The sequence below is a fragment of the Wolbachia endosymbiont (group A) of Cydia amplana genome, from assembly GCF_964028495.1.
Classification (GTDB): Bacteria; Pseudomonadota; Alphaproteobacteria; order Rickettsiales; family Anaplasmataceae; genus Wolbachia; species Wolbachia pipientis.
In genome coordinates this window covers 721,668-744,888 of record NZ_OZ034792.1, presented here as the reverse complement: position 1 = coordinate 744,888, position 23,221 = coordinate 721,668, and the positions used below count along the sequence as shown (strand labels likewise).

19 protein-coding genes are annotated in these 23,221 nt (G+C 35.0%); 9 read left to right on the top strand and 10 right to left on the bottom strand.

What is annotated here, in order from left to right; genetic code table 11:
- Nucleotides 1–49 precede the first annotated feature (49 nt).
- Nucleotides 50–1,825 carry a hypothetical protein gene (locus tag ABWU40_RS03610; protein WP_179949598.1) on the top strand — a complete coding sequence of 592 codons (1,776 nt, stop codon included), beginning with the start codon at nucleotides 50–52 and terminating at the stop codon, nucleotides 1,823–1,825.
- On the opposite strand, the gene ABWU40_RS03605 is transcribed toward ABWU40_RS03610, so the two are convergent.
- Both ABWU40_RS03605 and ABWU40_RS03600 read right to left on the bottom strand, forming a co-directional pair.
- Nucleotides 1,809–2,984 carry a CCA tRNA nucleotidyltransferase gene (locus tag ABWU40_RS03605; RefSeq protein ID WP_015588983.1) on the bottom strand — a complete coding sequence of 392 codons (1,176 nt, stop codon included), beginning with the start codon at nucleotides 2,982–2,984 and terminating at the stop codon, nucleotides 1,809–1,811. The genes ABWU40_RS03610 and ABWU40_RS03605 overlap by 17 nt on opposite strands.
- 88 nt (nucleotides 2,985–3,072) lie before the next feature.
- Complete coding sequence (locus ABWU40_RS03600; protein ID WP_353279118.1) at nucleotides 3,073–3,981, bottom strand: hypothetical protein; 909 nt, start codon at nucleotides 3,979–3,981, stop codon at nucleotides 3,073–3,075.
- Between the two features lie 118 nt (nucleotides 3,982–4,099).
- On the opposite strand from ABWU40_RS03600, the gene ychF reads away from it, so the two are divergent.
- A complete protein-coding gene (ychF, locus tag ABWU40_RS03595) occupies nucleotides 4,100–5,194 on the top strand; it encodes a redox-regulated ATPase YchF (protein ID WP_015588985.1) in 1,095 nt (364 codons plus the stop codon).
- On the top strand, nucleotides 5,187–5,357 hold the full coding sequence (locus ABWU40_RS06320; protein ID WP_349496636.1) for a hypothetical protein: 171 nt from the start codon (nucleotides 5,187–5,189) through the stop codon (nucleotides 5,355–5,357). Before ychF ends, ABWU40_RS06320 begins: the two co-directional genes overlap by 8 nt.
- 66 nt (nucleotides 5,358–5,423) lie before the next feature.
- Here ABWU40_RS06320 and ABWU40_RS03590 read toward each other — a convergent pair whose 3' ends face one another.
- The gene (locus tag ABWU40_RS03590; protein WP_141457173.1) at nucleotides 5,424–5,669 is read right to left on the bottom strand and encodes a hypothetical protein; all 246 of its coding nucleotides are present in this window, start codon (nucleotides 5,667–5,669) and stop codon (nucleotides 5,424–5,426) included.
- 270 nt (nucleotides 5,670–5,939) lie between these two features.
- Between ABWU40_RS03590 and ABWU40_RS03585 the strand changes: the two genes are divergently transcribed.
- The 4 genes from ABWU40_RS03585 to ABWU40_RS03570 all read left to right on the top strand — a co-directional run bounded on the left by ABWU40_RS03585 (nucleotide 5,940) and on the right by ABWU40_RS03570 (nucleotide 12,392).
- Nucleotides 5,940–7,142, top strand: coding sequence for an ankyrin repeat domain-containing protein (locus ABWU40_RS03585; RefSeq protein ID WP_015588986.1), 1,203 nt, complete (start codon nucleotides 5,940–5,942; stop codon nucleotides 7,140–7,142).
- Entirely contained in the window at nucleotides 7,135–8,940 is a 1,806-nt protein-coding gene (locus ABWU40_RS03580) for a pentapeptide repeat-containing protein (RefSeq protein ID WP_353279434.1), read from the top strand. The genes ABWU40_RS03585 and ABWU40_RS03580 overlap by 8 nt, the downstream gene beginning before the upstream one ends.
- Nucleotides 8,924–9,529 (top strand): guanylate kinase, encoded by a 606-nt coding sequence (gene gmk, locus ABWU40_RS03575; RefSeq protein ID WP_015588988.1) that lies wholly within the window; start codon nucleotides 8,924–8,926, stop codon nucleotides 9,527–9,529. The genes ABWU40_RS03580 and gmk overlap by 17 nt, the downstream gene beginning before the upstream one ends.
- A 286-nt stretch (nucleotides 9,530–9,815) precedes the next feature.
- Nucleotides 9,816–12,392: an ankyrin repeat domain-containing protein gene (locus tag ABWU40_RS03570; protein WP_141457171.1), complete on the top strand. Its 2,577-nt coding sequence runs from the start codon at nucleotides 9,816–9,818 to the stop codon at nucleotides 12,390–12,392.
- On the opposite strand, the gene sdhA is transcribed toward ABWU40_RS03570, so the two are convergent.
- Together sdhA and gltX are read right to left on the bottom strand one after the other, a co-directional pair.
- Nucleotides 12,393–14,192, bottom strand: a complete 1,800-nt coding sequence (gene sdhA / locus ABWU40_RS03565) for a succinate dehydrogenase flavoprotein subunit (protein WP_015588990.1) — start codon at nucleotides 14,190–14,192, stop codon at nucleotides 12,393–12,395.
- A gap of 752 nt (nucleotides 14,193–14,944) precedes the next feature.
- Nucleotides 14,945–16,366: a glutamate--tRNA ligase gene (gene gltX / locus ABWU40_RS03560; protein ID WP_141457167.1), complete on the bottom strand. Its 1,422-nt coding sequence runs from the start codon at nucleotides 16,364–16,366 to the stop codon at nucleotides 14,945–14,947.
- A 149-nt stretch (nucleotides 16,367–16,515) separates the two neighbouring features.
- Here gltX and ABWU40_RS03555 point away from each other — a divergent pair, with 149 nt between their 5' ends.
- A complete protein-coding gene (locus tag ABWU40_RS03555) occupies nucleotides 16,516–17,271 on the top strand; it encodes an ankyrin repeat domain-containing protein (RefSeq protein WP_353279117.1) in 756 nt (251 codons plus the stop codon).
- A gap of 72 nt (nucleotides 17,272–17,343) precedes the next feature.
- A complete protein-coding gene (locus tag ABWU40_RS03550; RefSeq protein ID WP_015589032.1) occupies nucleotides 17,344–19,419 on the top strand; it encodes an acetyl-CoA carboxylase biotin carboxylase subunit in 2,076 nt (691 codons plus the stop codon).
- Here ABWU40_RS03550 and ABWU40_RS03545 read toward each other — a convergent pair.
- The 5 genes from ABWU40_RS03545 to ABWU40_RS03525 are packed head-to-tail and all read right to left on the bottom strand — an operon-like array spanning nucleotide 19,368 to nucleotide 23,168.
- Nucleotides 19,368–20,396 (bottom strand): COX15/CtaA family protein, encoded by a 1,029-nt coding sequence (locus tag ABWU40_RS03545; RefSeq protein ID WP_174516784.1) that lies wholly within the window; start codon nucleotides 20,394–20,396, stop codon nucleotides 19,368–19,370. The genes ABWU40_RS03550 and ABWU40_RS03545 overlap by 52 nt on opposite strands.
- Entirely contained in the window at nucleotides 20,378–21,967 is a 1,590-nt protein-coding gene (locus tag ABWU40_RS03540) for a glycosyltransferase family 2 protein (RefSeq protein ID WP_141457162.1), read from the bottom strand. The genes ABWU40_RS03545 and ABWU40_RS03540 overlap by 19 nt, the downstream gene beginning before the upstream one ends.
- 5 nt (nucleotides 21,968–21,972) lie before the next feature.
- Nucleotides 21,973–22,449, bottom strand: a complete 477-nt coding sequence (locus ABWU40_RS03535) for a hypothetical protein (protein ID WP_141457161.1) — start codon at nucleotides 22,447–22,449, stop codon at nucleotides 21,973–21,975.
- Between the two features lie 8 nt (nucleotides 22,450–22,457).
- Nucleotides 22,458–22,937, bottom strand: coding sequence for an ATP synthase subunit B (locus ABWU40_RS03530; protein WP_015589036.1), 480 nt, complete (start codon nucleotides 22,935–22,937; stop codon nucleotides 22,458–22,460).
- 3 nt (nucleotides 22,938–22,940) lie between these two features.
- Nucleotides 22,941–23,168: a F0F1 ATP synthase subunit C gene (locus ABWU40_RS03525; protein WP_006014985.1), complete on the bottom strand. Its 228-nt coding sequence runs from the start codon at nucleotides 23,166–23,168 to the stop codon at nucleotides 22,941–22,943.
- Between the last annotated feature and the right edge of the window lie 53 nt (nucleotides 23,169–23,221).

The window sequence follows — 23,221 nt, the reverse complement described above, 5'->3', positions numbered from 1 at the left end:
TTACTATTAAAATTTTCTGTAAATTAAAGTTAAAAAATAAGGTAATTTTATGCTAAATATTAATAATAAGGTTAATTATGAAATTAATATTAAGCGAAAGGAAAAAAAATACAGCTGGTCTACTGTATTTGCTTGGTTATATCTAAAAACGATTGGACGAATATTGCCCAAGAGATGGAATAGATGGGCAGAAAATATTTTGTACTACGATAAAACTACTGCAAACAATGAAGTTCAAACTGATGCTTTTAAGACAATATATGGAAGTGTTCAAGTTGACTTAAAACCTGAAGTTGTAGAGAAAGAGAGCCAAAGTGTAGTGATAAACAAAGATGGAGGGGTTCAGACTGATGGAGTAGCATTGATAACAGAGGAAGATGATGAAGCATTAGAAGAACAGCTGGAGGGCATAAATCAGGAATTAGAACTTGAACGTTTACAAAATGCTTCCTTAAAAGAAGAAAATAGAGAATTACGATCTGCAATTGAAGGACTTGAAAAGAGTTATAAGGGACTTACAGAAGATGCAGGCGAACGAGAAGAGGAACTAACCAAATACAAACAAGATAAAAAAGCAATGCAGGATAAAGTTGATGAACAACAGAAAACTATATTTGATCAATACATGATAATAAGAGAGCAAGGAGAAGAAATTGAAGCTACTAGGAAAGATAATGAAAGTCTGCAAGCACAAATAATAGAACTTAAGAGTAGGTTAAAGGACAAGGAGGATAAATTAATTGAATTGAATCAACAATGGCAAGCTAGCAAATTAGTGGCTTTACTTAAATCACAGACTGATAAATTGTGTCAGGCTAAAGACAAAAATACTGAATTAGAAAATAAAGTCAGTGACTTAGGTCATGAAAACAAAGCTCTACGATTAAGTGTGAATACATTGACTGCTCAATTGGGTGAAATGGAGAACTTGGGGAAGCAATTACAAAGTGTTCAAGAATCTAAACAACAATTGGAGATTGATTTAGAAGGTCAATTGAAAGCTGACACTAAGAAACTACAGGAAGCAAAAGAAGGTCAATTGGCTAAAAAGGCAGGTGCAGTGAGTACAGTATCTACTGCAAAATCAACTCTTTCAAAATTACGAAACTTGCCCAATAAGCTTTCTAGGGATAAGGGTCTCAATAACTTTTTATCTGGGAAAAACGAGGAGTTAAAAAAAGGTTTTCCTGAATTTAAAGAGAAACACTTTTGCCATAACGTGCTTAATGAAACTATAAAGTCTCTATCAAATCAAGATGATGGCAAATTTGAAAGCAGTAAGCTGCTTGAATTATTAGAAAGTAATTTGAAACAATCCGCAAGGGAGATCATAGAAGCTAAGGTTAAAGAAGTTGTCAACGAACATTGTAACATTGGAAAAAATATGGGTAAAGAACTACGAGATGACACGTTAAAAGCCAAGTTGTCACCTTCTGTTAGAAAATGCGTAAAAAAATTAGAATTTAACAAACAAGAAGGGGTAAATAAGATTGTAGACTCTATCTTGCACAGCTTTAATAGCAAGAATAATAATAATAACGACTCAGGAGAATTGCTTAAAGAAATTGTTACAGGAAAATTAACAGAGGCTAAAATGAAATGTTTTTCAAATAAGATTCAAGAGTTACAACTGGCATTAAGCATAAGAGATAAATTTTTATCTCCAGATCAGGGAATGTGTAATCAAACTCAAGGAGGAGTAAACGAATATCAATTAACAGAAAAAGCTAAAAAAGAACATATACCTAATTCCTCTATGAGTTCCCCTAATATTGCAAGCATACATTCATTGAACAGTCAGAAAGCAGTTAGAATAGGCTCTTAGCATAAAGCACCAGCTCCTCTTTTGTTAAAGTGTAGGAGCTATCTTCCCAATGTTGTTTTAGCAATTCCAAGTTTCTACCTAAACTTTTTCCTGGCTGGTGACCTATACCTATCAAGTCATCACCAGATAAAGGAAATTTTGGAATATTGAATGTATTAGCAAATGAAATATATTCATCAACATTTTCTCCAGACTCAACACCACAAATTCTTACTAAATCACAATATAATTCTCTACCAAATAAAGATATGTATTTTTTTTGCTCTTTTTCTGAAAGTTCTGTTTTGATATCGTTGGATAGTAAAAATAGCAGCTTTTTCTTTTGCTTGTTCGAAAGACGTAGAAACATGATTATGTATTCTCCAAGACTTAGCCTGTCATTTTTTTTAGTAGTCCTAAGGAGTAACGCTAATTTTACTAGCACATCAGTGCCGAAAAGAAGTGACGAAGACAGAATTTCGCATTTTACTTCTTTTGGGATAATCTTTTGCAAAACATCAGATTCTTGCATGCTCTTAAGTGTTGGAAAAGGATCATTGCACTCCAGCAATTTAAGTATTTCATCTCTTATTCTCTCTCCAGAGAGGTTTTGGATCATATGCGAATGCTTTTTGCATACGCTTAGTATTTCATCACTCAAATCTCCGGCACATATTTTTGCATGAAAACGAAATGCTCTTAAAATACGTAGATAGTCTTCTTTAATTCTATCTTCAGCGTTGCCTATAAAGTTTAACCTTCGCGCCTTTAAATCCTCAATGCCACCAAAGTAGTCATATATATGGCCATGCTTATCTGCATATAGAGCGTTAAATGTAAAGTCACGCCTTGAAGCATCAGCTTGCCAATTATTGGTAAATTCTACTTTTGCATGCCTACCATCACATTTCACATCATGCCTTAGTGTCGTAATTTCAAAAGACCTCTGATTTAAGATTGCAGTAATAGTTCCATGGTTTAAGCCAGTTGGAATAGTTTTTATATTACGGAGTTTTAGCGCTTTCATCACCTGATCAGGAAGCAAATTAGTAGCTAAATCGATGTCGTGGACATCACGTTGCAAAATTGAGTCTCTCACACATCCGCCGACAAGCCTAGCCTCACCACCAAATTCCTCTATGGCATCAATAATTAAACTAGTCTCCTGGTCAACTTGCATTTAGGTTAGTACATACTGCAAGTTCATATTATATGAAATGCTTGCACAAACCCCTATATAAAAATATACAGGGCTATGAAGATTTATTTTACACTTCCAATTGTGATATTTGTTGTTGATGAAATATTTTTTCTGTTCTTGATTCCTCCATACTACATCTTGGTAAGCTTGAAGGGTTTTGCTTTTCAGAGCGCTCTATGCGCTGCTTTATATCACTAACGCACTGCCCTACAACATCACCAATTTTTCCATCAGCATTTTCTGCCAATAACTCATCAAATCTCTTCTCAACCTCTGCTCTCTCAGAGATATCCTTTGAAAGGTTACAATACTCTAAGATCTCATCTAACTGAAGCTTTTTTGCTAATAGGAAATCTTCTTGTTCTTGTTTTGCTAAACTTTTATTTCTATCAAGCAATGGTTCAAAATGAGCATGTCCTTTGTTTATTACATGCAAAACACTACTGTCGTCATAATTAACTTTATTGTATTCACCTGCACTTTTTGAACCTGAATTGTCTATTAATTCATGCAAAAACAAATCTTGGTTATCAACAGTCTGGTTCTCTATAACATGCAATTTTACATCATACTTCTGACAAAGTATTCTGCCTTCAACGTCAGGATCACCCCACCTATCGTTACGCATAATGTTTGCTGTATAATCATCTACAGTTTCACTACGGTGCTGGCCATTGTTATCATGACTATTGACAATTGCATTTGTAAACCACTTTGGTGGATTCTTTTGTGCAAATTCTTTACAGTCTTCTCGTAACTGCTCAACAGTAACTTCTATCCCCTTCTGCTGTTCTAGACCTTGTCTGAATGAGTCAAAAAAGCAGCTTCCATTACCAATTGCTTGTCCTACATGGAAATTGTCAGGGTAAGGATTACTATTTAAAAGAGTTATTTCTTGTCCAGAGCTCTTGAACCTTTTCGGACTTCCAGTATCGTAAAAATCATTTGGTAGCTTCCGTTTCCTAGGTTCAGCCATAGTTTTTACCTTAATTTAAGCTATATGTTACTATACCAACAAAATTATTAATAAGCAACTAATTAAGTATAGCAGAAATTTTTAAATTATGCAATAGTTATAACTTTAAATAGCAAATATGAGCTTTAACTGCGGTATAGTTGGGTTACCAAACATAGGAAAATCAACCTTATTTAATGCGCTTACAGAGTCAAGTGCAGCCGAAGCTGCAAATTATCCTTTCTGCACAATTGAGCCAAATATAGGCAAGATTTCGATAAAAGATCAGCGTTTGAAACAAATCGCAGCAATTGCAGGCTCAGAGAAGATAATTTATAATCAATTAGAAGTTGTAGATATTGCAGGTCTGGTAAAGGGTGCGAGCAAAGGTGAAGGGCTCGGCAATAAATTTTTAAGCCATATCAGAGAAGTTGATGCTATCGTTCATCTGCTCAGGTGCTTTACGGATGACGATATCAGCCATGTACACAGTAAAATAGATCCAATATCAGATGCTGAAGTGGTAGAAATGGAATTAATCCTAGCTGATATTGATAGCATAGAAAAAAGGCTTCCTCAATTGGAAAAGAAAGCAAAGCAAGGTGATAAAGAGCTAAAGAGACAACTTGAATTAATGCAAGAGGTATTAGCTACTTTAAAATTAGGTAAACCTGCAAGAAGTTTGGAGAATATCAATGAAGATGAGATGAAGTTGCTTCAATTGCTGACAACAAAGCCCGTTATGTACGTTTGCAATGTTGAAGATACAAATGTTATAACTGGCAATGAATTATCTAAAAAGGTAGAGAGAATGGCAGAGGAAAATAAAAGCAAATTTTATTGCATTTCAGCAAAACTCGAAGCAGATATTGCAAATCTTGATAGTGAAGAGGAAAAACAGAGTTTTTTATCAGAATTTGGCTTACAAGAATCAGGCCTTGATGGAGTAGCGCGTATTATGTATGAAGTGCTGAGTATGATAACTTTCTTTACTGTGGGCCCCAAAGAAGCACGGGCATGGCCAGTAAAAATAGGGTCAACAGCCGATAAAGCAGCAGGTGTAATCCACACTGATTTTGAGAAAGGCTTTATAAAAGCAGAGACAATAAGCTTTGCAGACTACATAAAGTATGGAAGTGAATCAGCTTGCAAAGACGCAGGAAAAATTCGCTTTGAAGGCAGAGATTACATCGTGCAAGATGGTGATATAATGCACTTTAGGTTTAATGTGTAGTTTATTATGCAGCCACTTATTTAAAGTTAAGTTTTCTGGATCCCAGTGTCTGGGCACTGGGATGACAAGAAAGGGAGCACTGGAATTTTTGTTTCAATATTTGTACATTAGCCATGCATCTGAACAGATACCTCCCCTAAACGGATACACTGTAGAAGGATAGTTTCTTCTCCCCAGTAAAGACTAAATTCCAGACTGGAATGACAGCAGTCCTATGTCATACCGCGATTCATTCCATAGCTGTACGAACATTCATTTTTGAAGGTAAATTGCACAGCAAATGGTCAGTGCTTGGCACTGGAATAACGTCCTCCTTTGTCATCCCAGTGCCCAGACACTGGGATCCAGTTTTCCATATAATCTCATCGAAAATGTTGTAACCACTTTCTATGCTAGTTTGCTTGCTTACAAGCAAACTTTTCTGGATCCAAGTAGTCTGGGCACTGGGATGACAGGAGAAGGAGGCTACTTGCATGACACCATTCTTTTTTCTGGATCTCAGTGTCTGGGCACTGGGATGACGAGAAAGGAGCACTGGGATGACATCCTCCCTAGCGGAGATTGCTCTCAAATCACAATGTTCGTACAGTAAGCACTGACCACTTTGCTTCAATATTTGCGATGCCCCTGAACAGATACAAAAAATCTATTATTTTTTTATAAATTAAATCCTAAGGCATTTTTTACTGTAGATTAATCATTTGATTATAGTATCATTTTAATTAAGCTTATGTTTTGAACATTTATGAAAAATATTTTATATTTCATACTATTAGTTGTTGTATTTGGATCACTGAGCCTGTTTGCCATAGAGCAGCGTGAAGAAAAGAAAATTGGGTCAGTTCATAAAAACGAAAATGTAGGTGCAAGAAAGCAAGATTTACTGAGCAGTACAAATCAAAAAGATGAGTTGAAAAGCAACGTCGATGCTAAACAAACACAAGAGGCTGAGAGCAAAAGATTAGACGGCACTACCGATAAAGAGAAGCTGCAACACAACGAGAACAAAGCTTCCGTGGTTGAAAAAACTATAAGTGAGGGTGAAAAGATTGATAAAGATTTGCCAAATGACCAGCTAGAAGGAAGCACAGACAAATTTGCTCAAAATTTACCAAATATGGCCAATAAAGAAGTGAATAAAGATTTGAAACCAGAGCCTTTGCCTTTAAGTGCTGATTTAAATGAGAATACAACTGACCCGCAAAAAAATCTACAAGCTGATCAGAAGATTGATATAAAAGATAATGAACTTTCAAAAAGTGATGCGAGTCAATTATTAGAGGGAAAAAAAGAAAAAGTAGAGAATCAGTCTGAAGAAAAAAAAGTGAAAGAAACAAACAGTAATTCCAAGGACCGCAATAGAGTAAAACCTATAACTAAAAAAGATGAAAGTGAAAAGAAAAATTTACAAAAATGGACAAAGCTAAACAGAGAACCAATAAAAGAATGGGGTCATAAAGACATACAAAGCAAGTCAATATATAAACGACAATATGATAGCCTTAATGAGCATCTTCCTACAACTGTGTTTATTGATGATTACAGTAAGCAATTTTTTTACTGCATTAAGAAGAACAACTTAACTTGCTTAAGAGGAGTAATAAGTAAGCTAGAAAAAATTGGATTAACAATTCAAGAGATACTAAGGTTTAGAAATAAATTGGGTGATACTCCTCTCATTTATTCAGTTAAACAAGGTGAGGTAGACATAGTGCGCTTTCTCTTATTACAAGGTGCTGATCTTAGAGTAGTTAACAATAATTTTCAATCCCCAATTGATATAGCAATCGAAAAAAAGCAGATCAATATAATAAATGCGATTGCCGAAATGATGCCACATCTTTTGGAGGATAGAAAAATAGACAATAAAGAAAGCTCAGCAATGTACGATTGGGCTGTGAAAACGAAAGAAAACAATGAGTCGCAGTGTGATAAGCAAGATGATTAGATTTTTGATATTAATTTTAGTTGGTCATTTATGTTATGGAAACGAAACAAATGATAAAAAAAATCAGATTAGTGATTTTTTAAACGCTCTGCATGATGTAAAATACGTATCTTACAGTAAAAAAGACTTTGCTGAATTTTTGGTGCAGTGCCACAAAGAGGGCGTGCCAGAAGATTTTAAGAAAGGTTTTGGTTCTAACTTAAATGGAGCTAATTTTAACCAACTGTACCTAAGTAAATCTGTTTTTGATGGAGTAAGTCTGATTGGTGCCGATTTTTCTAACACCGATTTATCCGATGTGTCTTTCATTGATGTTGATTTACGTGGTGCTAATTTTTCCAATGCTAATTTACATGGCATTAAAATAAAAGGTACAAATTTGAGTTTTACAAAATTTGTTTCTGCAAACTTAACAGATATCGTATTTGATCAGTCTAATGTTAGTTATGCTGATTTTATCAGTTCCGATCTCAAAAAAGTAAGTATGCACAACGTAATTGGTTTGCATACTAATTTCTCGAATGTGAAAATGAATTTCTCCAACTTATCAAACTCGAATGTTAGCCACGTAAATTTTAGTGATAGTGAAATAAACGATACCGTTATGCAGAAAAACAACCTTGATAATGCAAGTTTCTTTGGAGTGGATGCATATAAATTAAAGATACAATTTTCTTCATTAAAAAATGCTAACATATATGGTGCAGAGTTAAAAGAATCAGACTTTAGAGGTAGCAATCTTTCCGATGCTTGCCTTAATTCTTCTATCATAATTAACAGTAACTTCGACGAAACTAATTTAAGCAACACACAAATTTCCTATGTGAATGACGATAATTCAAGTTTTGTTCAATCTATACTAAATGGTTCCAAGATAAAACATGCATATGTTTCTGAAACAAATCTTCAGGATGCTGATTTATCCAATATTGATTTTAGTTTTAGTGAACTGCATCAAGTTAATGTCTCTAATGCTGACATTCGTCATGGAAAGTTTCATAATACTAAAGTTGCGAATTCTAACATGAATGGCTCATTTTTTGACCATTCACTATTTACCTCTGCAAAGATAGAAGATTCAGACCTTTCTACAACTTCAATGTATAAGATAAAAATCCAAGACTCTCAAGTTTATAACAGTACGCTTTCTCGCCATAATATTGATTCCAGTGAAATAGAAAATTCAACATTCTTTAATTTATTAGCTGATAATTCGAGCTGGTCTAATTTAAAAGTAACTAATTCAAATTTTATTGAAAGCGATTTCAGATCTTCTTTGCTTCACGCTAATGCCTTTAGGAAAACTAGTTTTTTTCTTAGCAATTTGAGTAATTCAACAATTAGTGATATGTCTTTTCTCTCTTCAAGCATATATAAAAGTTCAGTTGCTAATTCTCATTTAACAGGTTGCAAGTTTGATAATTCAATTTTGATTGACAATCAAGGGCAGAAAAAACTTGCAGGCTTAGAAAATGCTATAACTTCAATTGAAGATTTGCAAGAGAAAATATCACAGGGTGAAAAATTTAATGTAAATTATTCTTACTTTGAATTTAAGGATATGAATTTAGAAAATGCCGATTTTTCTAATTCAACATTGAGTAGAGCAAAGTTTGTAAACGTTAATTTGAATAAGGCAAATTTTGAAAAGACCGATTTGCGCTATACTGTCTTTGATAACTCTTCTCTCATTGGCACCAACTTATCAAATTCTAATTTAGAAGGTTCTAGCTTTTTAAACTCTGATCCAAAAAGCACCATGTTAAAAAATGCAAAGAAAAATGACCGTAAAAAGTGAGGGCGTATTATTGGTTCTATCCTCCCCTTCTGGAGCTGGAAAAACTACTATATCAGCAAAATTACTTGAGCAATCAACTAATTTAGTTAGGTCTGTTTCTATGACTACACGCAAGCCTCGCCCCGGCGAAATAAATGGAAAAGACTATTTTTTCGTTACCGAAGAAAAATTTCACGAGTTATGCAAAGCTGGCCAAATGCTTGAATACGCCAAAGTTTTTGAGAATTTTTATGGTATACCAAGAAATTTTATAGAGCAAAACTTAAGCAATGGAATAAGCGTTTTACTCAGCATAGACTGGCAAGGAGCATTTCACTTATTCAAGCTCATGAGAAAAAAAGTTGTAAGTGTTTTTATACTTCCCCCTTCAATGGAAGAGCTTAGGTTGCGTTTGCAAAAGCGTAATAGTGATGATGCAAGCGAAATAGAGCGCAGATTAGCCGAAGCTCAAAAAGAGATAAGCAAACGTGATAAATATGATTATGTAATAATCAATGATGATATTGATAAAAGTGTAGAAGAGATAAGCTCCATACTAAATAAAGAAAGACTTAAAAAACTAAAAGAAAAACCAAGTCTGGAAGACTGATAAAAACATCAATTTGGATATTTGCAGCTATAGTTTCTTATCCTATTTTAGCCAGTAGCACGTTTCGCAGTTTAGCTATATTTATTATTTTTTAAGATTAAATGGTTAAAATAGTAGCAACTGTTCAAGTGAGGATTTGACTATGATAACAGATTTTCTAATAGAAACTAGTTTTCTGCCTTTCCACCTATACATATACAACGTTTAGCTCAATTTAAAAGTCAAACTTCTTGGTTTTTAGTTTAGTGCTGACAACTTAAATAGCTTTTAATATTGAGGTTTTAGTATGGGTATAGATATAACTGCACTAACTACTAATGCAGATAAATTAGGTGAATGCATAGATAAAAATAAAAAGCAAGAGCAGGATAGAAAAGACGAGCAATTGTATGGCATTATAAAGAGAAAGGTAAAAAAAGAAGAACACAAGCGTGAAAAACCAAGAGGTCAAGATGGAACCCTCAAGAAGTGTAAAAGGTTATTTGAGAAAGATGCTAGTCCTGAAGTATTAACTAAATTAGAAGAATCACTTAGAGAACAAGAAAAATATTATAGGTATTATGTCCAATGCTTCCTTCCAGTGCTAGATAAAGCAATAGAACGATCGAAAAAAATATCAAATGAAACAAAAGAGCGAGTAAAGCAAGCAATTTCAGAAATTACTTATAATAGCAAATATTGTAACCAAAATGATCGTAGGGACAGTGGAATTGAAAGTGACTACAGTAGCGATGCTGGTGATGATTATGAGAAACATTCAATCAGTAACCCTAATACAGCAAATGAAGATCAAGAAGTAGAGAAAAGCAACGGAACAACGCATAATAATGTTCAATTACTAAAAGCGATCAAAAATGGAAATAACAGGAAATTAAAAAAATATCTAAAAGATTGTACGGATATTAGCAGCATAAAAGCTGAAGAAGGGAAAAATATTTTACACCTCGTTGCGTCGTTGGAAAAGAAACAGAAATGCAAGTTTCTGGGTACCCTAATAAAAACGGTCACCAAGGAAGATCTAGCACAACTCATTAATAGTGAAAATCAGACCCCTTTTCAGGTAGCACTAATTAACAAGGTAACAAAAGAAAAACATGAGTCTAATACAATTCGAAGTAACGATAACACACTTAAGTTTCTTACAAAATTGTTAGAGCATGGAGCCAGCTCTGATAATTTAGAATTATCTACAGAAGAATTACAAAACTTAAAAGAGGAGCAAAAGACATACTACCGTAATTTCTTAGAAAAATTAGCAGAGCAAGGAAAGAAATCTAAATTAAAGCCAGAAATAAGAATCAATACAGAAGCAAAAATTAAAGAAATTATACCACATACCATAAATACTCCAGATAGTAATGATAATTATCTATTACATCCAGTAATTAAAAATAGTGATAAAAAACTTTTTAAAGAACTATTGGAAAAAGGTGCGGATATTAGCCTTAAAGACACAGATGGTAACAATGCTTTACACTTGATTGTTAAACCTGAAACAAAACAAAAACTTAAACTTCTCAATATATTGCTAGAAACAGGCCAAAAAGAACAATTTATAAAAGCTGTAAATGATAAAAAAGAAGGGCAAACACCGCTCCATCAGATACTCCAGCGCATACAAGAGAAGAGTGAGAACCGATCACTTAAGAAATTTGAAAAAACTAAAAGGTATGAAACCCTAGAACTATTGCTAAAAAACGGTGCAGATATTACTGTGCAAGATAAAGATGAAAAAAATGCTCTGCACTATATTGCTTCATTCAAAGGAGAACAAAAAGTTGCATGTTTGAAGTTGACTTTAGGTAAGGATGAATTTAGTAAGGCTATAAATGCTGTTAACGGGAAAGAGCAAACACCGCTCCATCAGGTACTCCAGCGCATACAAGAAAAGAGTAAAGAGCCTTCATTGAAAAATAAAATAAAAAATGTAGTAAAAAATGTAGTAAAAAAAGAATTTAAGGATACTGGCAGGTATAAAACCTTAGAGTTATTTCTACAAAATGGTGCAGATATTACTGTGCAAGATAAAGATGGAAAAAATGCTCTGCACTATATTGCTTCATTCAAAGGAGAACAAAAAGTTACATGTTTAGAGTTGATTTTAAATTCGGTGGAAAAAGAGAAATTTAGTAAAGCTGCAAACGCCGCTAACGAAAAAGAACGCACACCACTACAAGTAGCGCTAATTACTAAGACGACAAAAGATAAACATAATTTGGTCAATCCTAAGAGCCGTGATAACACGATCAAGTTCTGTGTAAAATTATTGCAAAATGGTGTTGACCCAAAGCAGTTAATACTACCCGAAAGATTATGGAGCAAAGAGTATTATAAAACTATAAAAGGAATAGAGAAATCAATGGGTAGAGCGCTTATTCCAGATGATATGAGAACTGAACTGAAGTGCAACTTTGGCAGGAAGTTAAAAGCACGCGATATTGTGAAGTACATCAATAATGTTGCTTGTAAAGCAGTGACAACGCTTGTATTTGCTGCTTTAGCCTGTGCAGCAATATTCAGTGCTTCTCAAGGAATTATTACAATTGCAACTGCCTCATCTATTATAGCAGTTATTGGAGTTTGTTATCTTATTTACTTGAATTTAGAAAATATTTATGAAGGATTTGGAAAAATTAAAGGAAAGTTTACTGAAGAAAAGCAACTTACACTTCAAGATAACGCACCAAAAAATGATACACAATGCAATAACTCTGTTAAAGATATAGAAAATAAGTCCAACGATTTAGAAGAGCAAGAGGTGCAAAAATCATCAAATCAATCAGAGCATACTGAGAGTCCTCCAGACACTAAAATGAGTGCCATATCAATAAACTCGTTGAAAAATTGTGTAGGGATAGTGTAACTAGTAAACCCTCTTCTCTGGCGCTATGAAATCAATCTCACCGCTCAGAGTTTTTTCAGCCACTTTTTTATAATCAATTTTTACGTTAATTTGCCCTTTCTTTTCTTCAAGCCACGCTATAGTGTGCTTCATCCAGTTTTTGTCATCACGTTCAGGAAAGTCTTCACGAGCATGGGCACCTCTGCTTTCCTCGCGATTAGCTGCGCATTCCATGGTAATAACCGCTTGTGGGATCATGTTAGCAAGCTCCAGTGCTTCAACTAAATCACTATTCCACATCATACTGCGATCCTCAAGTGAAATATCAGGCATCATTTTTGCTACCTTTTTTATAGCTTTTTTGCCTTCTTCTAAAACTTCAGCAACACGGAACACTGATGCGTACTTTTGCATAGTGTTCTGCATTTCGCTGCGTATTTTTGCTACTTTTAGCCCACCGGAGGCAAATCGCATTTTATTAAATCTATCTACTATCCAGTCTGTGCAGTCTGAATGCAATTTTTTATGTGGTGTACCGGATTTTAGTTTCTCTCTTGCTCTGAGCGCTGCAGCTCTGCCAAAAACCACAAGATCAAGAAGCGAGTTAGAACCAAGTCGATTTGCACCGTGCACAGAGACACACGCAGCTTCTCCAATTGCAAATAGTCCATCTACCACTTCTTCCTTACCTTGCTTCAGCGTGATCACTTCTCCATAATAATTAGTTGGAATGCCACCCATGTTATAGTGAACAGTCGGAATGACCGGTATTGGATCTTTAGTGACATCAACTCCAGCAAAAGTTCTTGCGGTTTCGCTAATGCCCGGCAATCTGAGTTTTATTACTTCCGGATCAAGATGTGCTATAGTTAAATACATGTAATCTTTTTTCGGTCCAACTCCCCTTCCCTCTCTAATTTCAATTGTTATTGCGCGACTTACCACATCACGAGAAGCTAAATCTTTTGCTTTTGGTGCGTAACGTTCCATAAACTTTTCGCCCTGAGAATTAACGAGGTACCCCCCTTCACCACGGCATCCTTCTGTCATCAGGCACCCTGAGCCATATATTCCTGTTGGATGAAATTGTACAAATTCCATATCTTCAAGTGGTAATCCAGCCCTTACTACCATGCCATTACCATCACCTGTGCAGGTATGCGCACTTGTTGCAGAGAAATAAACACGTCCATATCCACCTGTTGCTAACACCACTCTATGCGCACGAAATCTATGTAATGTGCCGTCGCATAGCGACCAAGCAAGAACTCCGCAGCATGTTTCGCTATCCATAATTAAATCAATCACAAAGTATTCAACAAAAAATTCAGCGTTGAATTTAAGACACTGCTGATATAGAGTGTGAAGGATTGCGTGCCCAGTCTTATCTGCTGCCGCACAAGTGCGCTGCGCTGATTTTCCTTTACCAAAGTGAGTTGTCATTCCACCAAAGGAACGCTGGTATATTTTGCCATCTTCTGTACGAGAAAAAGGTACGCCAAAATTTTCAAGTTCAATAACAGCTTTAGCAGCGTTTTTACACATATATTCTATTGCATCTTGATCACCAAGCCAGTCTGAACCTTTTATTGTGTCATATGCATGCCAGCGCCAATCGTCTTCACCGATATTACCTAAAGCTGCACTAATTCCGCCTTGTGCTGCAACTGTATGACTTCGTGTAGGGAAAATTTTAGAAATGCAGGCAACTGAAAAATTAGTTGCAGCCATCCCAAGCGTTGCTCTGAGCCCTGCTCCACCTGCACCTACTACTACCACGTCATACTCATGTTCTATGATCTCATACGCTGACTTATCCATATTTACTTATTTTATCATTACAGGCTTATGATATCACAGAAGTAGAAAAAATCTATACAAGTTTTCTATAGCTATACCACCGCGAACCGTCATACCGACACGAACCGTCATACCGCCGCGGTATCTCTTAACATAGATCCCTTACTTAACCGTCATACCTTAACATAGATCCCGCTAACAAGTAGCGGGATGACGAATTACTTAACCATCATTACACCGTCATACCGCCGCGGTATCTCATCAGCTAACACGTAGCGGGATGACGATTGTCGTTTAGCTATAAACATTAAGAAATTTACCAAACGAAAAAAAAGGCAAAAGAAGCCCTGAGGTTATTATCCGCTTTAAAATATTGGCGTTTTTTATGTTTTAAACGCTTGACAAGCGAGATTCAGCCGCTTTTAATTGCAACTAACCTACGCTGCAAATGTTTAAGAAATTTACTAAGCAGAAAAAAAGACAAAGAATCCCCGAGTTAGCTAGTCTTTTACTATCTCTGTCGAGTATTGGCATTTTTTGATGTCTTGTAACGCTTTATAAGCGCGTTCAGCTTATTTAGATAAAAATCTAGATGTAGATGAAGTTTTGTAAAGACATACAGTATCTATATACTGCAAAAAATTGAACATAAGACGCCGATACATTAAGTAATCCTTACCTTTTAATCTGCAGATTGGCGAAAGCAAATACAATAGCTTCACTGTCATGATAAAGGGGCTGGCGAAGTATGTCAAGTAATTTTCTTATTTCATTTAAATTGCTTGTAACCTTCTTATACACTCATCTTTACCAAGAATCACCATGATATCAATGATTCCAGGTGCATCCATTACTCCAGTTATAGGGGCGCGTAATGAGTGGTATACATCGCTTATTTTCATATCGTGCAATTTTGCACATTCCTTGATCTGAGAAGATAAAAAACCCTTATTCCAATTTTCATCACCGATCTTTGACAGAAATGACGCGAGTAACTTAATTATATTGAGGTTAGATTTGACAATTTGCTCAGCCTCTTCACTTAAATCAAGTGGCGGATCTTGAATATAAAATTTTGCTAAATCCAATAATTCGGTCAGGTAGTTTGCTCTTTTTTTTAGCTCTGTCAGTCCCTGCAGTAAATAGCCCTTTTTTTTGTCAGTTAGAGTATTTTCTCTAAGCATTAGAGTCAGAATATCTTCATTGCTCATATTACTAATATAGTGGTTATTCAAATGCTCCAGTTTTTTGAAATCGAGCCGTGCAGGTGAACGACCAATACTTTCTAAATTAAACCACTCTATTGCTTGCTCATCGCTAATAATCTCATCGTTGCCGTGACTCCAGCCAAGTCTCAGCAAGTAATTACGCATCGCTTTTGGCAATATTCCCATCTTTTCATAATCGCAAACGCTTGTGGCACCATGCCTTTTGGATAGCTTATTCCCATCTTCCCCATGGATAAGCGGCACATGTGCAAAGCGTGGAATGTCAAAATCAAGAGCCTGGTATATTAGCAGATGTTTAAAGGTATTAGTGAGATGGTCAGAACCGCGTATTATATCAGTTATTCCAGCATCATGATCGTCAATTACGACAGCAAAAATATATGTTGGAGTGTTGTCAGAGCGTAAGATCACTATATCATCAAGCTGGTTGCTATTTACTTTGATTTGGCCGTATATTTTATCATCAATAACGATCTCTTGCGAATCTGGCACTTTAAAGCGGACAACTGACCTCACACCCGATGTCATTCCAGCGCGTGACCACATATTTTTCCAGTGTCGGCTACTTGGATGACAAGAAGGAGGTTTTGTAGTACATTTATGCTTGTATATCTTGCTCTCTTCTCTTGCTTTTATTTTCTTTTCTGCAACTTCATCCTCAGGGCAATAACAGTGATACGCCCTACCCTTCTCAACTAAAAGGTTTGCTACTTCTTTATGCCGCTCTATTCTTTTTGACTGATATACTATTTCCCCATCATAGCTCACACCGAGCCATCTTAGCCCTTCTATAATTACATCAATTGCTTCTTTCGTTGAACGTTTTCTGTCGGTGTCTTCAATTCTCAGCAAAAACCTGCCACCATGATGCTTTGCATAGAGCCAATTGAATAAAGCAGTACGAGCTCCTCCAATGTGCAAAAATCCTGTTGGTGATGGAGCAAATCTAGTGACTACGTCTGGCATATTTGTCTATTACAGTAATATAAATGATGATAGCTAAAATTTATGTTTGTAACAATTTAGAATTTATTTGTTCTGAGAGATAAAATTTACTTGTTTTTCATAAATTGTGTTGTATAATTTAGTACTGGTTGAATATAGCGAGGTGAGTTATGGATGGACTTGTAGATATAGCAAAATTGCTTTCAGATAATGAAGCTAATATCAATTGGCGTTACACCGGCCCTTTTGATAAAACAAAACAAAGAGTACAGGCAGATAATCTCCTGCATTTAGCTGCAAGAATACAAAACAAAGGTAAATTTGTAGACATTTGTAAGAAGAACATTGCTTCTGTAACTGCGCATAATGAATATGGAGATAATCCATTTCATGAAGCAGCAAGAAGTGGAATTTTGCTGCCTGCAGTACAAGAGATTGTGAATGACTTAGAGACGGAAGCTGATAACAAAATTACGAAAGCAGAAGAAACTGGAGATCGGAAAGAAGTAAGCAGATTGAAAGAGGAACTCAAATGTAATAAAAAATATATTAAAGATGCGCTCTGCAGTAAAGACTATGCTTTTAATAAGAAGAGGGAAACTCCTCTTTATTACTTAAATGCTGCACAACAGAAAGAAATTAAGCAAATCGCAGGCATAAAAGACAGCTTTATATGTAACCAGAAGTTTCACCTGTGCTTATATATAATAGGAGCGATAGCATGTATCGCTGCTTTATGTTTGTCTTTATACTTTTTATTTTTAGTTTCTCAATCTTTTGCACTAAGCTCGATGGTTGCAATAGCTTCTGGCGGAGTCACATACCTGTCAGTTAAAGCATGTAGCGAGATACATGCCTTGCATAACGAAAGCACTTTAGTGGAAAATGCTAATGTACAACTTGCAGGAGAAAGTTTGGGTGTTTGATGAAGCTAGAAATTACTTGCAGGCAATGATATAGAAATTTACTTTCTTAACTTCAGAAAGTATACTCATACGATGATAGAAAAGAAGTACAGTAAGATTTTAATAGCAAATAGAGGAGAGATTGCCTGCAGGATTATCAGAACTGCCCATAAGATGGGTATATCTTGTGTGTGCATATACTCGGATGCAGATGTAAATTCTGTGCATGTAAGACAAGCAGATGAGTCAAGATATATCGGCCCTTCGCCATCTTGCCTCAGTTATTTAAACATTGAAAAAATATGTGAAGTAGCAGTTGAAACAGGTGCGCAGGCAGTTCATCCTGGCTATGGTTTTTTAGCAGAAAATCCAGATTTTCCACGTGCTTTGCAAAAACACAATATAGACTTCATCGGCCCCAGTGCAGAAACAATAGAAGTTACAGCCAACAAAATAACAGCAAAAGAAGCGGCAAAAAAAGCTGGAGTGAATGTAGTGCCAGGATATATGGGTAAGATTAGCGACGCTGCCCACGCAGCTCAAGTTGCTGAAGAAATTGGCTTTCCGGTTATGCTTAAAGCTGCATCAGGCGGTGGTGGCAAAGGAATGCGAATTGTAAACTCCAAAAAAGAAATTGAACTAGCATTTACATCAGCCACAAATGAAGCAGAGAAAAGTTTTAAGGATGGCAGTATCTTTATAGAGAAATATATAGAGTTGCCAAGACATATTGAAATACAAATCATAGCAGATAAATATGGCAATATAGTTTGTCTTGGAGAAAGAGAATGCTCGATACAAAGGAATAATCAGAAAATAATAGAAGAAACGCCAAGTCCATTCATTAGTGAAGAAGTAAGACAAAAAATGTATGTTCAATGTGTTTCTCTGGCAAAGCAAGTTGGCTATTTTTCAGCAGGCACTGTTGAGTTTGTTGTAGATAAAGACCAAAACTTCTATTTTCTTGAGGTAAATACGAGATTGCAAGTTGAGCATCCAGTAACAGAATTTATAACTGGAATAGACATAGTAGAAGAAATGATTAGAACTTCCTGTGGAGAGAAATTGAGATTCAATCAGGATGATATTAAACTTACTGGTTCTGCAATAGAAAGTAGAATTTGCGCTGAAGACCCATCGAAGAAATTTTTCCCTTCCAGCGGAAGAATAAAATATTACGATAAACCGGGTGAAAATGATTATGTAAGAATAGATGATGGAGTTGCTGCAGGTTCAGAAATTAGCATGTTCTATGATTCGATGATTGCCAAAGTGATAACATATGGAAAAGATAGAGTAGAAGCGATCAGCAGAATGCAAAAAGCATTGTCTGAATGCTATATAGAAGGAGTAACAAATAATATAGAATTTCTAGAATCCATCTTCCATCACCCAAATTTTATCGCAGCAAAGCTCCATACGAGATTCATTCCAGATCATTACCCTAGTGGGTTTCACGGCGATTTTGTTACAGAGGAGTATATTAAAATATTTATTTTCACTGCGTTATATGTTCATTTGGAAAATGAAGAAAGGTACCATCATAAAGCAGTGAATGAAACATCTCAGGTGTCATTCCAGTGCGTGACACTGGAATCTAGTAAAAAAGAAGGGGCACCAGTATCAGCTACTCGGATGGCAGGTGACCGTGCAAGAGATTTATTCATAGTGAATATAAATGACAATGAGTACTCCGTAAATGCAAAATACCAAGATAATATATTAATAACGGTATATAATCACAATAAATACTCCGTTATAGGCAAGTGGAAATCAAGTTATAGATTGCTATATATCACAATTAATGACGATACCAATATAGCACTTAAAATAGAAAGACAAGGCAGCAAGTACTTCATAAGACATGCAGGCATGAAAGCTGAGTGTTGTATATTTAAGCCTCATGTAGCTGAATTAAGTAGGTTAATGCTAAATAATGAAACAGAAGGGATTTCAGCAGATGCTGTAAAATCCCCAATATCTGGCTTATTAGTTAAGTTGCACGTAAATGTAGGAGATCAGGTGGAAATAGGACAACCTTTATTTGTGGTGGAGGCAATGAAAATGGAAAATATCATATGTGCTGAAGCAGCAATGGTGATAAAAAATATTCCCGTTCAAGAAGGAAAAAATGTGCAGATTGGTGATGTAGTCTGCTTTCTTAAATAACACAAGAAGTACAAACTTGACCCAAACAAGATAAATGAAAACACTTGATGAGCTATGGCAATGGCTATTGGTATGTGTAACAAAAGAGTAACCACTCCTAAAATTATCTGAATGATGATGGAGAGCAGCATAATATATACCGGTTTTACGCTAGCATTTTTTACTGTGAGTATTACTACCAAAGTTAGTATTAGCAATGCCAGTGCTCGATGTATAAATTGCACTGTCGCTCTGTTCTCAAAGATATTCAGCCATATAGGCTGTAAGAAAAATAAATCTTCTGGAACGACTTGTCCGTCCATTAGTGGAAAGGTATTGTAAATCAAACCAGCATTTAATCCCGCAACAAATGCGCCGAAAATTATTTGTATTACAATTAGGACCAAAATCATCCTTGCGTAGTATATAGTGTTACCACTAACCTTAAGTTTTGTTTGTTGTGGCCTTATCTGATAATCAAAAAATTGATATGACAATAATGCAAAGATAATTAATGCTAATAATAAGTGAAGTGCAAGCCTATAGTGGCTAACATGAGGTTCAGTTACTAAACCACTTTTAACCATATACCAACCAGCAAAAGCTTGTAAAGCTCCAAATAATAATGCCACAAATAGCTTTATTACTACCTTTTTAGATATTTTTCTTCTTAATGTAAAATATATAAATGGCAGGACAAAAACTAAACCTGTTAGTCTTGCCACCAATCTGTGTACATATTCTATTAAGTATATAGCGCGAAACTCCTCCATACTAATACCATAGTTAAGTGCTTTATATTCAGGTGTAGCTTCGTATTTTAATTTTTCTTGTAGCCAGTCTTGTTTACTCAGTGGTGGTAATGTTCCAGTAATAGGTTTCCACTCCGTGATTGACAATCCCGCTCTTGTAAGTCTGGTAAATCCACCAATTCCTACCATAAGAATTACCATAATACAGCAGAGAAAAAGCCAAATGGCTACAGGTTTTGCTTCCATAAACCATGTTTAGTTTTGTTCCATCGCTCAGGGTAAAGAATAAACTCCCACAAGGCAAGAAAAGCTGCAACACTATGTAGCAGACTATAGACCGGAAAAAATATCGATACTATATAAAAATAAAAAGGCATCTTTTGCTGTTTGACAGCTATTACCAAAAGAATCAGGTTAGTAACGTATACCACTACAAAGTAGTACAAAAATAATTCATTTAAAACTTTAGTTAATATCAATGAAAGCAGTAAAAATGGAGTAGTAAAAAATATAAAAGCTGCAGAGCCAACAAAAAGATTCAATAGCAAAATTCCCTTAAATCCAGTGTGTTTATAAAGTGACTTTATATTTTTTAAATGAACAATATAAGTTTGCATATAGCCTTTGATCCAGCGCGCTCTTTGCTTAATCCAAGCAAATACAGCAATTGGTGACTCTTCCAATGTTTCTGAGTCAATCATCCTGGTTTTATATCCCATTTGCGCAAGTCTCAAACCGAGGTCAGCATCTTCGGTAACACTATAAGCATCCCAGAAAAACACTTTTTTTAGAATTTTTACTGAAAAATGATTACTGCTACCACCCAAAGGCATCGGCATGTTCATTTTTTGGAATCCAGGCAATAAGTATTGAAACCAGTTCATATACTCCAGAGAAAAGGATTTTGTGAGAAAATTATAATCACAATTATAGTAATTTAATTTCGCCTGTACACAGGCAAGCTTATCGTCGCCCTTATTAAATTCAATCAGTGCTTTTTTTAACTGCAATGGGTCTGGTTTATCGTCCGCATCATATATTACTGCATACTTTCCTCTAGCAAAGCTCATAGCATAATTGCATGACTTGGCTTTTGTTCTAGGCAAAGAATGAGGCACTTTTATTACTTCAAAATACTGTGGTAAAGTGTACTTTTCTATAGCTGCTAGCGTTTCCTGGTCATCACTTTCTACCAGAAGCTTTACATCTAATTTCGACTTTGGATAATCCAAACTTTTAACGCTTTCAATTAATTGCCCTATTACTGCACTTTCTTCAAATACAGGCAGTAAAATAGTATATATAGGTTCATTCAACTTACTATAATCCACTTTTTGATTAGAGATTTCACATAAGCTAAAAACTGTAGCTATAAACTTGAATAAATAACTAGAACATCCGATTATAAATATCAACATCAAAGCAAAATATGTACATTTCTCTGTGAGTGTTAAAATTGAAGTTACAATAAAGAAAGAAGCAAAAAATATTGAGCTTAGTTTAATGCTTTTGGCTGAAAAATTAGGATTCTTGTAATATAAGTAGTTGCTTGCAAATTCTGAAATACCAAAGTGCGAGTTAAGAAGATTTAAAATCTGTTCGCTATCCACTTTTATTAATACATAGTCAATACCGTAATGAGTTTCGACCCAACGGGTGATATCTAGACTTGTGTCTTCAACCATAAAAAAAGTAGTATCATTTAATTTTTGCCAAGGAATTATATTAAATTTATAGTAAAAAAGTTTCTCTTGCTCTTTGCATAAACTAGAATCAAACTTAATTTTTTCTACATTATCAGCTTGAAGTATAGGCATTAAACCTAATGCAATTTTTTATTTAAGTCACGTGAAAATGAAGATATGACCTCGCTACTACGCTTATCATCTTTACGTTCATGCATTATTTTTTTTACAGCATCAGCAGCTATACTCGCTGTGTTAGCCTGTAAATCTCCAAGAGCTTTTTCAACTTGGTCAGTGACTTTCTTCAAGTTAGAATGGGCATTGTCATCTAATGTCTGATCTAGCTGCTGTCTATTGTGCTTAATGATACTATTAGCTTTATCAAGTGCTTCATTCATCATTTCATTAACTTCTGCATCTAATTTTTTGTATTTTTCAGAAGATTTTTTGTAATACTCCAACATATCTTTCCTGAATTTTTCAGTTTCTTCACTTGAAAATTTGCTTTTGTTACGCTTATTGTTAAGCGCATTTTTTATCACTTTCTTCAGCAATTTATACGAAAGGACAAAAATTACCAAAAAGGCAAGACCGATAATCAGTGATGTAGACATAAAAACCCCTAAAATTCTTTGGACACCAAATCAGCAACAAACTCCTCTTCAATTTCAGAATTGGTCAATTTAGTATAATAAATTAAAGCAATACTAGTAGCCATTTGTTTTAACTGATCAGTATATTCAGATTTAAATTCTGCCACTTTTTCTTCAATAAGCTTGCTCTTTTTTTTGTCTTCCTCTTCTAATATATTCTTTACATTAGCTCTCATTTCTTCTACCTGAGCAAGTGCATCATCTATGATTTTTTTTGCCTGTATTCTAGCTTGGGTTAAAGCTGCGTTATACTTGGCAACCTGATCTTCCGTGAGTCTTAAAAGATGAACAGAACTATTAAAAGAATCCAATACTTCTTTACTTCTAGTGCTTATTATTTCATCTAACTTTGGCAAAAATAAACAACTTACTACGAAAAAAAGTGAAGAGAAAAAAATTAAAAACCAAAAAACTTGAGAAAAGAAGGTTGAAACATCAAGCTGTGGCATCTGTTAAGCAGCAAATATTAATAACATTGCAAGTACAAACGCAAGCAATCCCATGATTTCAACCATGGCAGCACCAATATAAACGTAACTTTTCATTTTACCTTCTGATTCAGGGTTCCTCGCAATCCCATTTAACATAGCAGAGAAGATATTAGCTATACCTAAACCAGCGCCGAGCATTCCAAACACAGCTAAACCAATTGCTATAAATTTTAAAGCTACTAAATCCATATATTACCTTTAATTATTTCTTTATAATATAATTGTAAAATATTCTACAAGGA